Origin of the sequence: Chitinophaga sp. ARDCPP14, from assembly GCF_051362515.1 — a bacterium.
Lineage (GTDB): Bacteria > Bacteroidota > Bacteroidia > Chitinophagales > Chitinophagaceae > Chitinophaga.
This window is the reverse complement of sequence record NZ_JBKIXB010000003.1, coordinates 247,775-262,701: the sequence shown is the minus strand read 5'-3', so window position 1 is coordinate 262,701 and position 14,927 is coordinate 247,775. Positions and strand designations below refer to the sequence as shown.

The window sequence follows — 14,927 nt, the reverse complement described above, 5'->3', positions numbered from 1 at the left end:
TTTAAATGTGTTTATGAGCGAAATTCCCGTTATTGCTATTTTTGATGTTGGAAAAACCAACAAAAAACTGTTTCTCTTTGATGAACAGTACAGGATCATCTTTGAGCGCACCGCCCGTTTTACGGAAACCGTGGATGAAGATGGCGCGCCCTGTGAAAACCTGGAAAGCCTCCGGCTTTCCGTATTTGATTCCCTGCGGGAAGTATTCAGCAGAAAAGATGTAACGATCAAAGCCATCAATTTTTCAACGTATGGCGCAAGCCTCGTATACATCGATGAAGAAGGGCGCCCATTAACTCCATTGTACAACTACCTGAAAGAATATCCGGAGACTTTAAGTCAGCAGTTCTACGGCAATTACGGTGGCAAAACCGCTTTCTCCGTGCAAACGGCGTCGCCGGTATTGGGAAGTCTCAACTCCGGCATGCAGTTGTACCGGTTGAAATATGAGCAACCCGAAGTATTCAGCCGCATGAAGTATGCATTGCACCTGCCGCAATACATGAGCTTCCTGCTGTCGGGTGTTGCCTGCTCAGATATCACCAGCATTGGCTGTCATACCAACCTGTGGGATTTTAAACAAAACAATTATCATTCGTGGTTAATAAAGGAAGGGGTGCTGGAAAAGCTGGCGCCTCTTTTTTCTTCGGGAGAAGTAATGCCCGCGGCCTTTCCGGGCAACAGCTATGCAGTAGGTACTGGTCTGCACGACAGCTCCGCCGCACTGATTCCATACCTGGTAAATTTTCATGAACCTTTTGTACTGATATCTACCGGCACCTGGTGTATCAGCTTAAATCCATTTAATGATACGCCGCTTACACCGGAAGAACTGGAAGCGGATTGTTTATGTTATATGTCTTTCCAGGGCAAGCCGGTAAAGGCTTCCCGGCTGTTTGCCGGTTACGAGCACGAACAACAGGTAAAGCGTATTGCAACACATTTTGATCAGCATACCGGCAGGTATCGTGGAGTAGAGTACGATGGAAACATCATCCGCAAGCTGAAGGAAAGAAATAAACAGGATGCGCCGCAGCTGGAAGCCGACAAGCAACGGATGCAGGCATCTGTATTCGGGCAGCGGGATCTGGATAGTTTTTCTTCGGATACAGAAGCCTATCATCAGCTGATGCTGGATATCGCCAATCAGCAATATATCGCTACCAGCAGGGTACTGAAAGGAGCCCGTGTAAAACGTATATTCGTTGACGGTGGATTCAGTAAAAATGCCATCTATATGAATCTGCTGGCTGCACTGTTTCCTGATATTGAAATCTTTGCCGCCTCCATGGCCCAGGCTACTGCGATGGGAGCCGCACTGGCCATCCATTCCGCCTGGAACAGCAAGCCCATGCCCAACGACCTGATAGAACTGAAATATTATTCGGTGACACATGATGCTACTTTATGAAGTTTTGATTATCATTACTGCCAATAAATAAACTTATGCGTGCCCTCTTTATCCTGCTCTTCAGCTTCGTTACCATTGTTGCCAACGCGCAAACCATAATGCCTTTATATAATGGCCTTCCTCCCGGCGGAATTGCCGCACCGGATGAGGAAGTAACCGACAAGGACAATAACCGTACAAATACCAGTGTACCTACTTTAACGGCTTACCTGCCGCCCAAAGACAAAGCTACCGGCACTGCGGTGCTGATTTGCCCCGGTGGTGGCTACCGCGCAGTAGTGCTGCAGCGGGAAGGTCTCAATATCGCCGAATACTTTGTAAAGCAGGGCATCGCTGCCTTTGTACTCAAATACCGCCTGCCAGATGATAAGATCATGCAGGATAAAAGTACCGGCCCTTTGCAGGATGCGCAGGAAGCGATGAAAATGATCCGGGCGCATGCCGCTGAATGGAACATCGATAATAATCGTGTAGGCATTATGGGTTTCTCTGCCGGCGGGCACCTCGCTTCCACAACAGGTACGCACTTCAATAAACCGGTGCTGGCCGCCAATGCCGGCATCAATCTGCGCCCCGATTTTATGATCCTGGTATACCCGGTGATCAGCATGGAAAAGAACCTCGCACATCCCGGTTCCCGTTTGCGGCTGCTCGGCAGTCAACCGGGAGAAGAAGCTATAAGGAATTACTCGAACGACCGGCAGGTAACGCCTCAAACACCGCCAACTATCCTCTTTCATACCGGCGATGATACTGTAGTAGATGTAGATAACAGCCTGGTGTTTTACCAGGCCCTGCGCCATCAGCACGTGCCAGCGGAAATGCATATTTACCCCGAAGGCAACCACGGCTTTGTGTTGAAGCTGCCGGTAGATGTATGGATGCAGATCACCATGAAGTGGCTTGGTAGAATGGGCATGCTCAACCCCGGTAATCCTTTACTACAGGGAGGTACAGGACAGTTATACTGATAACGTTTTTTACTTTGGGAAATACTGCAATGGGTTCGTTGGCGGATAACAGTCCGGCAACCGGGTGCCTGTCGCTATAACTTTTACGGTTAAACGAATTTTCAAATACTATGATAAGAAAATATGCTGCCGCTGTGTTGCTGTTAACCGCTGCATTAACTGCCAGCGGACAACAAACGCCTTTGCAGCGTGGTTTTATAACGCCACCAGACAGTACAAAGCTAAGTGTATACTGGTATTGGATGAGTGATAATATTTCACAGGATGGGGTAAGGCAGGATGTGGAAGCTATGGCGAAAGTAGGCATTGGCCGGGCTTTTATCGGTAATATAGGTTATCCGAAAGAAGAGGTTCCTTACGGAAAAGTAAAGCTGTTTTCCGATGAATGGTGGAAGGTAACACGAACGGCTATACGCACTGCCACTGAAAAAGGACTGGATATCGGCTTGTTCAACAGCCCCGGCTGGAGCCAAAGTGGCGGCCCCTGGATAAAGCCATCACAATCGATGCGCTACCTCGCCGGCGAAGAAATTACTGTTCATGGTCCACAGGAATATAACCAGCAACTGCCGCCAGGACCTGCTGATTTTCAGACGGTGGCTGTAATGGCTTTCCCGGTGCCAGGCGGCGATGGAGATGATATTGGGAAACATACGCCACACATCACTTCTAACATCGCGTTCCGGGATATTGAAAAACTGACAGACGGAAATACTACCGAAGAAGTAATTGTTACCACGCCTGTTGCCCGCCCAACACCCGCGCACATCGATCTGGAGGTAACCGGCGACTTCACTGCACGAAGCCTCATCATTTACCCGGCCCAAAAACCTTTCAAAGCACAATTTGAACTGCAGGTGAAAGAAGGGGACATCTGGCGAACAGTGAAGAGCTTTGAGTTGGACCGCAGTAATCCGCAAAATAATGTAGGCTTTAAACCGTATGCACCAGTCGCCGTTTCCTTTAATGCCACCACCGGCAGGCAGTTCCGGCTGTTGATCAGCGAAGGCAATCCTTCGCTGGCAGAAGTAAAGCTGCTTTCGGCGCCACGCATCGAACGCTTTGAAGAAAAGCAGCTGGCCAAAATGTTCCAGACGCCACTGCCGCTATGGAACGAATATCAGTGGCCACCCGAGCCGGAAATATCCGGCGCCGGTTTGATCATCGATCCCACCAAAGCAATTAATCTCACTAAAAATTTATCCGCCAACGGTACGCTTACATGGAAGGTGCCTGCGGGCGACTGGCTGGTGGTGCGCTATGGCATGCTGCCCACCGGCGTCACCAATGGTCCTGCTTCACCGGAAGGAACCGGGTTGGAAATAGATAAGATCAGCGATAAATGGTCGCAGTACCACTACGATGCCTTTGTAGGTAAGATCCGCAAAAGCATCCCCGAAGCAGAGCGTACTTCATTGAAGTGGGTAGTGGCAGACAGCTACGAAACCGGTTCGCAAAACTGGACCGATGATATGGCGGATGATTTCCAAAAACAATATGGCTACGATCCGTTACCATGGCTGCCGGTATTATCCGGAAGGGTAGTGAGCTCGCCTGATCAGTCGGACCGCTTCCTCTGGGACCTGCGCCGCCTGGTTGCCGACCGCGTGGCTTATAAATATGTAGCCGGTTTGCGCAAAGCCAGTCATAAAGATGGTTTGAAGCTATGGCTGGAAAACTATGGCCACTGGGGCTTCCCATCAGAGTTTCTGAAGTACGGTGGCCAGTCGGATGAAATAGGCGGTGAATTCTGGAACGAAGGAACACTGGGCAATATCGAGTGCCGGGCTGCTTCTTCCGCGGCGCATATTTATGGTAAAACAAGAGTGGCTGCCGAGTCTTTTACCGCCGGTGGTAATACATACGGCCGCTATCCCGCGTTGCTGAAGCGCCGTGGCGACTGGTCCTTCACCGAAGGGATCAATCACAGCCTCCTGCATGTATTTATTGAACAGCCCTATGATGATCGCGAACCCGGTGTAAACGCAGGTTTTGGGACAGAGTTTAACAGGAAGAATACCTGGTTTTACCAGGGGAAAGCATTTATAGATTATATCAGGAGATGTAATTTCCTCTTACAACAAGGCAAAACAGTAAATGATATTGCTTACTTCATCGGGGAAGATGCGCCTAAAATGACTGGTGTAAGAAATCCTGAACTGCCGAAAGGATACTCCTATGACTACATCAATGCGGAAGTAATCCTGGAGCGCCTGCGTGTAAAGGATGGCAGGCTGGTATTACCGGACGGTATGAGCTATCGTTTGCTGGTACTGCCGCAACTCGAAACCATGCGGCCGGAGCTGCTGGAGAAAATTGCGCAGCTGGTAAAGGAAGGCGCCACCATCCTGGGACCCGCGCCCAAACGCTCTCCGAGCTTACAGCAATACCCAGCGGCAGATACCAAAGTACAGCAGCTGGCCACGGAGCTGTGGGGCCATGGCCAGGAGCGCCAAAGGAAATATGGCAAAGGACAGGTGCTCAGCGGGATGGACATGCCGCAGGCATTGAACATCCTGCAGTTGCCCGCGGATGTGGCACAACTGCCGGAACAGGTGTTGTATACCCATCGCAGTACTGCAGATGGACAAATATATTTTGTTACCAACCAGTCGGACCAAAACATCACATTATCGCCTGTCTTCCGTGTGCAGGGTAAACAACCGGAATGGTGGGATGCTGTGACCGGCGAAACCCGCGACCTGAAGGAGTTTACACCACAGCCGGCACATACCGTAGTGCCGTTAACGTTAGCCCCTTACCAAAGCGGTTTTGTAGTATTCCGTAAGAAGGCGGCGGCAACAGGCAAAGGAGTTAATTTCCCCGGGGCAATCACCTTAACCCAATTACAGGGGCCATGGAAAGTGAGTTTTGATGCGGCAAAGCGTGGCCCCGCTCAACCGGTGATTTTTGACCAGCTGACAGATTGGAGTACCCACACCAATGAACAGATCCGTAATTATTCCGGTACCGCTGTTTATGAAATTACTTTTAAGGCAGATGAACTACCGGCGGAATCCACACCATACCTGGATCTTGGCGCCGTGAGTGTAATGGCGGATGTAACCCTGAACGGGGTGCCGCTGGGCAACGTATGGACAGCGCCTTACCGGGTAAATGTAAAACAGGCACTGAAGAAAGGAGAGAATAAACTAACAGTAACGGTAGTAAATACCTGGGTAAACCGCCTCATAGGAGATAGCAAACTACCTGCTGCCGAAAGGAAAACATGGAGTAACGTGAACCCATATACGCCGAAAGATGCTTATCAGACTTCCGGCCTGATGGGTCCTGTAAAACTCATCGCAGTAAAATATTAATTACATTCAAAGGAACCTGATCACATGAAAATATATAACCGGATCTTAGAGGTAGCCATCATAATGCTATGTGCCGTTTCTTCCCGGGCCCAGTTGCCACCGGTATTCGACAGCAGCCGTATGGCTACAGTCCATGCAACAGCTACCGTACGGCGCTATTTATCTCCCGAAAAAATTATATGGCAAACACCTAATGCAGGTACAAATATTATCAATGCACAACGCTTTCTGCTGGCAGGCAACGGACAAGCCGACCTGGCAAATCAAAACATGTGTGTGCTGAAAAGCACAACCACCGTGCATCCTGCCTTGCTGTTCGATTTTGGGAAAGAGTTGCATGGCGGCTTGCAACTGGTTACCGGGATGTATAAAACCGGTAAGCCGGTAAAGTTGCGGATACGCTTTGGTGAATCCGTGAGTGAAGCGATGAGCGATATTGAACCGGGAAAGAATGCCACCAATGATCACGCCATGCGCGATATGATAGTGGAAGTGCCGTGGCTGGGCAAGCTGGAAGTAGGCAATACCGGTTTCCGTTTTGTGCGTATTGATCTGTTGGATGATAATACGGAGCTGCAACTCAAAGAGGTAAGGGCCATCTTCATATACCGCGATCTGCCCTACCTGGGCTCTTTTAAATGCAGTGATACGTTACTGAACCAGATCTGGATGACGGGCGCATACACCGTTCATCTGAACATGCAGGACTATTTATGGGATGGCATTAAACGCGACCGCCTCGTATGGATCGGCGATATGCACCCCGAAACCTCTGCTATCAGTGCAGTTTTCGGGTATAACGACGTGGTGCCAAAGAGCCTGGACCTTTCACGCGATATAACGCCGCTGCCGCAGTATATGAATGGCATGGTGTCGTATTCCATGTGGTGGATACTTATTCAGCGCGACTGGTACCAGCACACCGGTAACCTTACTTATCTGCAACAGCAGGCCGGGTACCTGAAAGGATTACTGGATCATCTCTCAAAGAAAATAGATGCCAATAACAGTGAAGACCTGCACGACGGCACACGTTTCCTCGACTGGCCCTCCAGCGAAAACAAGCCTGGCATCCATGCAGGACTACAGGCAATGATGATCATGACCCTGGATGCCGGCGCTGCATTGAGCAAAGTACTGAAGGATGACGCTACCGTGAAGAAGTGCGAAGCCGCTATTGCCCGGCTGAAGCAAAATGTACCCGATGCCAATGGCTCCAAACAGGCCGCCGCCTTAATGGCATTGTCAGGTTTGGCGCCCGCAAAAAAGATGAACGATGAAATTATCGGCGTTGGTGGCGTAAAGGATTATTCCACTTTCTATGGATACTATATGCTACAGGCAAAGGCCAAAGCGGGCGATTACCAGGGAGGGCTAAACGATATCCGGACCTACTGGGGCGCTATGCTGAAGCTGGGCGCCACTACGTTCTGGGAGGACTTTAACATGGACTGGCTTCCCAATGCTTCCCGCATTGATGAGATAATGCCTGCCGGGCAAAAAGATATTCACGGCGATTATGGCGCTTATTGTTATAAAGGTTTCCGTCATAGTTTATGTCATGGATGGGCCTCCGGGCCAACTCCATGGCTGACGGAACACGTACTTGGTATCTCCGTGATAGAGCCGGGGTGTAAGGTGATTAAAGTAGCGCCCCATCTTGGGGATCTGCAATTTGCAGAGGGAACTTTTCCCACGCCTTATGGTATTGTAACGGTGAAGCATACACGCCTGGCGAACGGGAAGATTAAATCAACGATTAACGCGCCTGCGCAGGTAAGAGTGATCAGGGAATAAGTTTGTTTTTTTACTGAAGAAAAAAAAGAACGGCGCTCATAGCAGGCCGTTCTTTTTTATGTATAGTGCTGAATGTATTTACACTACCGGATGTATCCAGGGGCTTCTGTACGGTCTTTCTAACAAGGCCGTAGCCGCCGGATCGCCGGTGATAATCCGTTTTTGCGGATCATAAACTACAGGGCGTCCTGTTTGCATGGATATGTTGGCGAGGATACAACTGGCGGTGGAAATATGCCCTTCTTCTATATCAGCAACCGGCCTGCTGCCATTTTTGATGGCGCCCAGGAAGTCCAGCATATGCAGGCGGGTGGCCGGTGCCGCATTTAGTTCAATAGCGGGTTCCGCCAGGTCTTCCGGGTACTTTTCCTTTTCAAATACTACATCTTTATGGATAGGAGTGCCGTTGCCTTCAGGGATAAAGTCGTACGACATAGTGCTGGCGGCAAGGGTACCTTTCTCTCCATACAATTTAAAAGACCAGGGGTATTTGGGATCAGCAGCTGTTCCCCAGGTGCGGTGTTGCCACACACAGTTTAGTCCGTCGTATTCAAAAATCGCCGATTGGGTATCTGATATATTCGACTTGCCTTCTTTCTGTACGTAGATCCCGCCGGTGGAGCTGATGCGTTTAGGCCAACCGAGTTGCAGCATCCAGCGCACGGTGTCGAACATATGCACGCACATATCGCCCATGATGCCATTGCCATATTCCATAAAGGTGCGCCACCAGCGTACATGAGGCAATCCGTCGTATGGCCGCAGGGGAGCGGGGCCGGTCCACATTTCATAGTCGAAGTATTCCGGCACCGCCTGCACGGGCGGATTGCCATTGTTGCGCATGTGATAGTAGCAGCACATTTCCACATGCGATATTTTGCCGAGCAACCCGGCATCAACAATATTCTTTTTAGCATCAATAAGGTGTGGCGTGCTTTTCCGCTGGGTACCCACCTGCACCACCCGGTTATATTTGCGGGCGGCGGCCACCATGGCTTCACCTTCTATTACATCCACGCTGATAGGTTTTTGTACATACACATTGGCGCCGGCTTTGAGTGCATCAATGGTTTGCAGGGCATGCCAGTGGTCAGGGGTGCCTATCAATACGATGTCGAGTTCATTTTCGGATAACAGTTTACGGTAGTCGGCATACAGACGCGGTGTTTCACCGGAGGCCTGCCGTTTGCGCACCATCTCTGCAGCGGCTTGCAGCATATTTTTATCTACATCGCAAAGCGCCACTACTTTTACGGGCGCTACCTGGATAAGCCGGAATAAATCGCTTTTACCATACCATCCTGTGCCTATCAGCGCTACCCGCAAAGGTTTTGCCGGGTTAATAAAATCAAGCGCACTGGCGCCGATGGCAGAAAGCGCGAGCGAAGCCGTGGCCCCCTTCAGGAAACGGCGACGGTTAATGTTGAAATTCTCCATAGCGTGGAATAATTAAATAAGGTTTACAGAACTATAGGAGAGAAAGATAAGAATTCAGCCGAAGAAATTATAGCCTGTGCCTAATATATTGGACACAGCTGAAAGCTACGGGTTAATGCGTATTTTTGCGCCTCTTTAAACCGGACACCTTTAATTTTCTCTGATGAAGCCTTTTGCAGGTTTATTTGATTTCTCGCAGCAGCCCGATTATAAATCGGAGATATTGGCCGGGCTCACCGTAGCCATGACCATGATCCCCGAATCCCTGTCCTTTGCCATACTGGCGGGGTTTCCGCCGTTGGTGGGGTTGTACGCGGCTTTTATCATGGGATTGATCACCGCTGTTTTTGGCGGCCGGCCAGGCATGGTATCCGGTGGCGCGGGGGCTACGGCGGTGGTGCTGATTGCGCTGATGCAGTCGCACGGATTGGAATATGTATTCGCGGCGGTGCTGCTGGCAGGTGGATTGCAGTTGCTGGTGGGCATATTTAAACTGGGCAAATTTATCAGGCTGGTGCCACAGCCGGTGATGTACGGATTTGTGAACGGACTGGCAGTGATCATTTTTATATCGCAGTTCCGGCAATTTAAAACGATGGTGGGCGGGGAACTGGTATGGATGAGCGGAAATCCGCTGTGGACCATGATCGGGCTGGTAGCATTGACTATCGCCGTAGTCCTCTTCTTTCCAAAAATAACAAAAAAAATACCCGCCTCCCTGGTGGCAATTATTGTAGTGTTTGCGGTAGTGCTGGCATTGGGCATTTCAACCAGGACGGTGAAAGATATTGCCGCGGTGAGTGGTGGTTTCCCGCCATTCCACTTCCCGCAGGTACCCTTTACTTTTGATACGTTACAGGTAATATTTCCCTATGCGTTGATCATGGCAGGAGTGGGGCTTACAGAGAGTTTGCTGACCTTAAACCTGGTGGATGAAATGACCGGCACGAGGGGGAACAGCAACCGGGAAGCGATGGCGCAGGGCAGTGCCAATATGCTCAACGGGGTTTTCTTTGGCATGGGTGGTTGCGCCATGATTGCACAAACATTTGTAAATCTTTCTGCGGGCGCAAAACTACGACTGTCGGGGATTATAGCATCGTTGACAATCCTGGCGGTGGTGCTTTTCGGCGCGCCGGTGATTGAGCGTTTGCCAATGGCGGCGTTAACCGGTGTGATGTTGATGGTGGCGATCTCTACTTTTGAGTGGGCCAGCTTCCGGATTATTAATAAAATGCCAAAGGCAGATATTTTTGTGGGAATACTGGTGGCGGCAATTACGGTATGGTTGCACAACCTGGCGCTGGCAGTGCTGATAGGCGTCATTATTTCAGCGCTGGTGTTTGCGTGGGAAAGCGCCAAACGCATCCGTGCGCGGAAGTATACAGATGAACAGGGCGTTAAACACTATGAAATTTACGGCCCTTTGTTTTTTGGATCGGTGGCAGCGTTTAATGAAAAGTTTGATGTGATTAATGACCCGGCGGAAGTGGTGATTGATTTTAAAGACAGCCGTATTGCAGATATGAGCGGTATTGAAGCATTGAATAAATTAACAGCGCGCTATCAACAGGCCGGTAAAACGCTGCATTTACGGCACCTGAGCCCGGATTGCCGGCAGTTGCTGAAAGATGCAGCGGGTGTGATTGAAGTAAATATTATTGAAGATCCAGGGTATATGGTGGCGGTGAAATAAACAGGCTATTCATCTGCGTGTCTTTTTAGAATGTTGTCGATCATCGGTTTAAGGGTGTTGTATTCTTCTGTGGTAAAACCCATGCTGCAACTGATCTTTTCAGGGATGTCCGCTGCTTCCTGTTGCAGCTGCCGGCCGGCGGTGGTTAAATGAATATTCACGATACGTTCATCTTCCTTGCTGCGTACACGTTTGATAAGCTTTTTTATTTCCAGCCGTTTCAGTAAGGGCGTTAATGTGCCGGAATCCAGCATCAGCTGCTGCCCCAGCGCTTTTACAGACAAGATATCATGTTCCCACAGCGCGAGCATAACGAGGTACTGCGGGTAAGTGAGATCCAATGCGCCAAGCAAAGGCTGGTAATGTGAAGTTACCAGCCTTGACAGGGCATAAAATGAGAAGCAAAGTTGATTTGATAATTTCAGTTGTTTCAAAGTAGCTTATTTAGCAACACAAAATTACGCCAATGTTTCCATTAAAATCCGGGCTACGGCTTCAGAGGAGCCTGGATTCTGGCCGGTGATGAGCAATCCGTCCTTCAGCGCATAAGAGTGCCAGTCCTGACCTTTGCTGTAAATACCTCCCAGTTTCTTTAACTCATCTTCTAACAGGAACGGCACTACATTGGTTAGCTGTACTGCTTCTTCTTCCGTATTACTGAAACCCGTTACTTCTTTTCCTTTCACCATTGGCGCACCATCCTGGTCCTTTACTTTGAGCAGGGCAGCAGGAGCGTGGCATACAAATGCAACAGGTTTATGCTGACGGTAGAATGTTTCAATCAGTGCAATGGAGCTGGGATCATTGTGAAGATCCCACATGGGGCCGTGGCCGCCGGGATAGAATACTGCATCATAGTCGGATGCATCTGCTTCGTTTAGCTTAAGGGTAGCAGCGAGCTTTTGCTGTAACGCCTCATCGCGTTTGAAGCGGGTGGTAGCTTCCGTCTGGAATTCGGGCAGCTCACTTTTCGGATCAATAGGCGGCTGTCCGCCTTTGGGAGAAGCCAGTGTAACTTCAGCTCCTGCATCCGCCAGCACATAATAGGGGGCAGCAAATTCTTCTACCCAGAAACCGGTTTTATGGCCGGTATTACCCAGTTCGCTGTGGGATGTCAGTACGATTAATACTTTCATGAGATGGAGTTTAGATCAATGCTAATTCTACTTCAATATTACCACGGGTAGCATTTGAGTAAGGACATACGTGATGGGCTTTTTCCAGCAGTTCCTGTGCCAGTTTTGGTTCCACATCCGGAATCGCTACCAGTAGCTTTACTGATAACCCATAACCACCGTTATTGTTCTTGCCCAGGCTAACTTCTGCATTTACCTGTGTGGTGCCTGCAGTTACCTTCTGGGTCCTGATCACCAGGTTGAGGGCGCTGTCGAAACACGCAGCATAGCCCGCTGCAAACAGTTGTTCAGGGTTGGTATACGCACCGCCGCTGCCGCCGAGTTCCTTTGGCATTCTTACTTCCAGGTCCAGTACGCCGTCTGATGAGGTTACATGTCCGTTTCTTCCGCCGGTGGCGGTAGCGTGTGCCGTGTATAATTTTTCGATCTTTCCCATGAGTATTTTATATTTATTGTGTAAAATTAGATTGTGTACAATTAAAATCCAAATTTATTTTGGGGAAGAGTAACGAATCTACTTTTTAACACCTTCGCCCAGTTCTCCCCATCACATTCCACCACCCCGTTTCCCATCTCCCGAAAAAAATTATACACGTTAAAAAAATATTCCTTTACTTTGCGTCATAATGACGTAAACAAAATTTATACCCTGCACTTGTGCAATGGAACTGTTAACCCCGCCAACATTCCTGCGCCCCGGTGAAATACTAAAACAAATTCGCTCATCATGAAGTACGATAACAACTGGCTGATCGCAAAGTATCAGGCCAAAGAAAAAATAAAATTCCTATTCTTCTGGGGGCATCGCCCATCTGCGGATGGCAGCGTTACCCAAAGCTGTTTCAGTCAGTGGTGGCACGCTCCTTTCACAGTGGATGGCATCACCTATAAAACGGCAGAACACTGGATGATGGCGGGTAAAGCCAGGTTGTTCAACGATGATGTAACCCTGCAGCGGATCCTGCTGGTGAACACACCGGATGAAGCTAAAAAGCTAGGCCGACAAGTGAAGAGCTTCGACGCCGCTAACTGGGACGCACATAAATTTGACCTGGTCGTGAATGGAAATCATCATAAATTTTCACAACACCCGGCATTAAAAACTTTTTTACTCAATACACATGAACGTATCCTGGTAGAAGCCAGCCCAATGGACCGTGTATGGGGCATTGGTATGGCTGCCTCCAATGAACATGTGGAAAATCCCCTGCAATGGCGCGGTCATAACCTGCTCGGTTACGCGCTCATGGTAGTACGGGACCAACTTAAATAACATGAACAACAAATCTATCAGTAAACTACTGAGCTTTATTCTCCGGCATAGTCCGGATACCATACAACTTACGCTCGATGCCCACGGCTGGGCAAATGTGAACACGCTCCTGCAGCAATGCAAAGCAAACGGTCATCATTTCACGATGGAAGAACTGGAAAGCGTTGTGGCGGAAAATGACAAGCAGCGTTTTTCCTTCAATGAAAGCAAAACAATGATCCGTGCCAACCAGGGACATTCCCTGGAAGTATCGCTGAACCTGCCACCAGCTACACCGCCGGAATTTCTTTACCATGGCACCGTAGCAAGGTTTTTGGAACAGATACGTACAACCGGGTTACAGAAAATGAGCCGGCAGCATGTACATCTTACCAACGACAGGGCCACCGCAGAGAAAGTAGGCAGCAGGAGAGGGATACCGCATATCCTCACCATCCGCAGCGGCGATATGCATAGAGACGGCATACTGTTCTACCTCTCCGATAACGGTGTATGGCTTACGGATGAAGTGCCTGTAAAGTATATCCAATAAATGTTATCTTGTGAAGATGTCAGGTGAATTGATCTGGAGAAATATTACTTTGCAGCACGCCAATAATTACAAACCTATATGTCTAAAAAGCTCTATCAACACATTGATAAAACAATCCTTAAAGGATTACCAAATCCTTCAAAGGAAAAATATGAGATGAAGATAAAGGTGCCGGAGTTCACTTTCCTCGGCGTGCAGGAGCAACCCGATTTTGCGAAGCTCTACATCACTTTTTATCCAAAAAATAAGATCATAGAACTGAAGTCGCTGAAACTTTATGTATATCATTTGCGTGATATCATAGTATCGTACGAGCGACTCATCAATATCATTTATGATCATATGATGGAAGTGTATGAAGCTGATCGCCTGCGTATCACGCTCATCTGCAATCCCAGGGGGGGTATCAGTTCCAAGCTGGTGATAGATTCCGACTGGAAAGACAGGGGAGGCACTGAGCGTTTTAAAGATTATCCTGAACGGGATGAAGAGTGGGGCATCCTCATGTAATTGTTAAAAACAATCTGACGAAGCCCGCCCGTTGTGCGGGCTTTGTTTTTTTATCAGTATTTTTGAAAAAATAATCATTATGTCTATCACTACAGAAGCAGAACTCGATGGCATGAAAAGAGTGAGTGAAGCAGTAGCCGTTACGCTGAAGGAAATGAGGAATTATGCCAGGCCGGGTATGACCGCCAAAGAAATAGATGAATATGGAGGAGAGATATTAAATGCATTAGGTGCTAAATCGGCGCCGAAGCTGACCTATGGCTTCCCGGGCTGGACCTGTATCAGCGTGAACAATGAAATTGCACATGGCATTCCATCCGATAAAAAAATACTGCAGGAAGGCGACCTGGTAAACATCGATGTATCTGCGGAGCTGAATGGCTACTGGTCAGACAATGGCGGTTCATTTGTGTTCGGCGAAGATATTCATCAGCACCAGGCACTGGTAAGCGCATCAAAGGCTATTCTTTATAAAGCCATCCAGTATATCAAAGGTGGCACACGCGTGGCAGACGTAGGCAAACTGATAGAAACAGAAGCAAGGAAATCTGGCTACACCGTGATCCGCAACCTCGCCGGACATGGCGTTGGCAGAAGCCTCCACGAATCGCCGGATGATATCCTTAACTGTTATGTCCGTTTTAACCGCACCCGTTTTAAAAGGAATTCCGTAGTAGCGATAGAAACCTTTATCTCCACCGTTTCATCCTTCGCCAATCAAAGTAACGATGGCTGGACACTGGTTGGAAACAAAGGCGGTTTTGTAGCGCAGCACGAACACACCATCGTGGTTACTGACCGCGAACCGGTGATCCTTACCGCTGCCAATGAAATATGGAACTAA

General features: G+C 48.9%; 13 protein-coding genes. 9 read left to right on the top strand and 4 right to left on the bottom strand.

All coding sequences use genetic code 11. The features are described from left to right. The first annotated feature begins 13 nt into the window (after positions 1-13). The 4 genes from ACLHR0_RS10195 to ACLHR0_RS10180 all read left to right on the top strand — a co-directional run bounded on the left by ACLHR0_RS10195 (position 14) and on the right by ACLHR0_RS10180 (position 7,499). Positions 14-1,411 carry an FGGY-family carbohydrate kinase gene (locus tag ACLHR0_RS10195; RefSeq protein WP_436486297.1) on the top strand — a complete coding sequence of 466 codons (1,398 nt, stop codon included), beginning with the start codon at positions 14-16 and terminating at the stop codon, positions 1,409-1,411. Positions 1,412-1,446: 35 nt separating this feature from the next. Next, positions 1,447-2,382 (top strand): alpha/beta hydrolase, encoded by a 936-nt coding sequence (locus ACLHR0_RS10190; protein ID WP_436486295.1) that lies wholly within the window; start codon positions 1,447-1,449, stop codon positions 2,380-2,382. A 110-nt stretch (positions 2,383-2,492) separates the two neighbouring features. Then, positions 2,493-5,702 carry a glycosyl hydrolase gene (locus tag ACLHR0_RS10185; protein WP_436486293.1) on the top strand — a complete coding sequence of 1,070 codons (3,210 nt, stop codon included), beginning with the start codon at positions 2,493-2,495 and terminating at the stop codon, positions 5,700-5,702. Positions 5,703-5,726: 24 nt separating this feature from the next. Next, a complete protein-coding gene (locus tag ACLHR0_RS10180; RefSeq protein ID WP_436486291.1) occupies positions 5,727-7,499 on the top strand; it encodes an alpha-L-rhamnosidase C-terminal domain-containing protein in 1,773 nt (590 codons plus the stop codon). Between the two features lie 78 nt (positions 7,500-7,577). On the opposite strand, the gene ACLHR0_RS10175 is transcribed toward ACLHR0_RS10180, so the two are convergent. Further along, complete coding sequence (locus tag ACLHR0_RS10175) at positions 7,578-8,936, bottom strand: Gfo/Idh/MocA family oxidoreductase (RefSeq protein ID WP_436486289.1); 1,359 nt, start codon at positions 8,934-8,936, stop codon at positions 7,578-7,580. A 163-nt stretch (positions 8,937-9,099) separates the two neighbouring features. Between ACLHR0_RS10175 and ACLHR0_RS10170 the strand changes: the two genes are divergently transcribed. Beyond that, positions 9,100-10,632, top strand: coding sequence for a SulP family inorganic anion transporter (locus ACLHR0_RS10170; RefSeq protein ID WP_436486287.1), 1,533 nt, complete (start codon positions 9,100-9,102; stop codon positions 10,630-10,632). Positions 10,633-10,637: 5 nt separating this feature from the next. Here the strand turns inward: ACLHR0_RS10170 and ACLHR0_RS10165 are convergent, their stop codons facing one another. From ACLHR0_RS10165 to ACLHR0_RS10155, 3 genes are read right to left on the bottom strand one after another with little or no spacing between them, the layout of a single operon-like run. After that, on the bottom strand, positions 10,638-11,066 hold the full coding sequence (locus tag ACLHR0_RS10165) for a MarR family winged helix-turn-helix transcriptional regulator (protein WP_370910885.1): 429 nt from the start codon (positions 11,064-11,066) through the stop codon (positions 10,638-10,640). A gap of 24 nt (positions 11,067-11,090) precedes the next feature. Continuing rightward, positions 11,091-11,768 carry a type 1 glutamine amidotransferase domain-containing protein gene (locus ACLHR0_RS10160; protein ID WP_436486285.1) on the bottom strand — a complete coding sequence of 226 codons (678 nt, stop codon included), beginning with the start codon at positions 11,766-11,768 and terminating at the stop codon, positions 11,091-11,093. A gap of 10 nt (positions 11,769-11,778) precedes the next feature. Then, on the bottom strand, positions 11,779-12,204 hold the full coding sequence (locus ACLHR0_RS10155) for an organic hydroperoxide resistance protein (protein WP_436486283.1): 426 nt from the start codon (positions 12,202-12,204) through the stop codon (positions 11,779-11,781). 291 nt (positions 12,205-12,495) lie between these two features. Here ACLHR0_RS10155 and ACLHR0_RS10150 point away from each other — a divergent pair, with 291 nt between their 5' ends. The 4 genes from ACLHR0_RS10150 (at position 12,496) to map (ending at position 14,927) form a co-directional block, all read left to right on the top strand. Further along, positions 12,496-13,041: an NADAR family protein gene (locus ACLHR0_RS10150; protein ID WP_436486282.1), complete on the top strand. Its 546-nt coding sequence runs from the start codon at positions 12,496-12,498 to the stop codon at positions 13,039-13,041. Position 13,042: 1 nt separating this feature from the next. Beyond that, the gene (locus tag ACLHR0_RS10145) at positions 13,043-13,573 is read left to right on the top strand and encodes an RNA 2'-phosphotransferase (RefSeq protein WP_436486280.1); all 531 of its coding nucleotides are present in this window, start codon (positions 13,043-13,045) and stop codon (positions 13,571-13,573) included. A 78-nt stretch (positions 13,574-13,651) separates the two neighbouring features. Beyond that, complete coding sequence (locus ACLHR0_RS10140; protein WP_370910890.1) at positions 13,652-14,083, top strand: preQ(1) synthase; 432 nt, start codon at positions 13,652-13,654, stop codon at positions 14,081-14,083. 79 nt (positions 14,084-14,162) lie between these two features. After that, complete coding sequence (gene map / locus ACLHR0_RS10135) at positions 14,163-14,927, top strand: type I methionyl aminopeptidase (RefSeq protein ID WP_436486278.1); 765 nt, start codon at positions 14,163-14,165, stop codon at positions 14,925-14,927.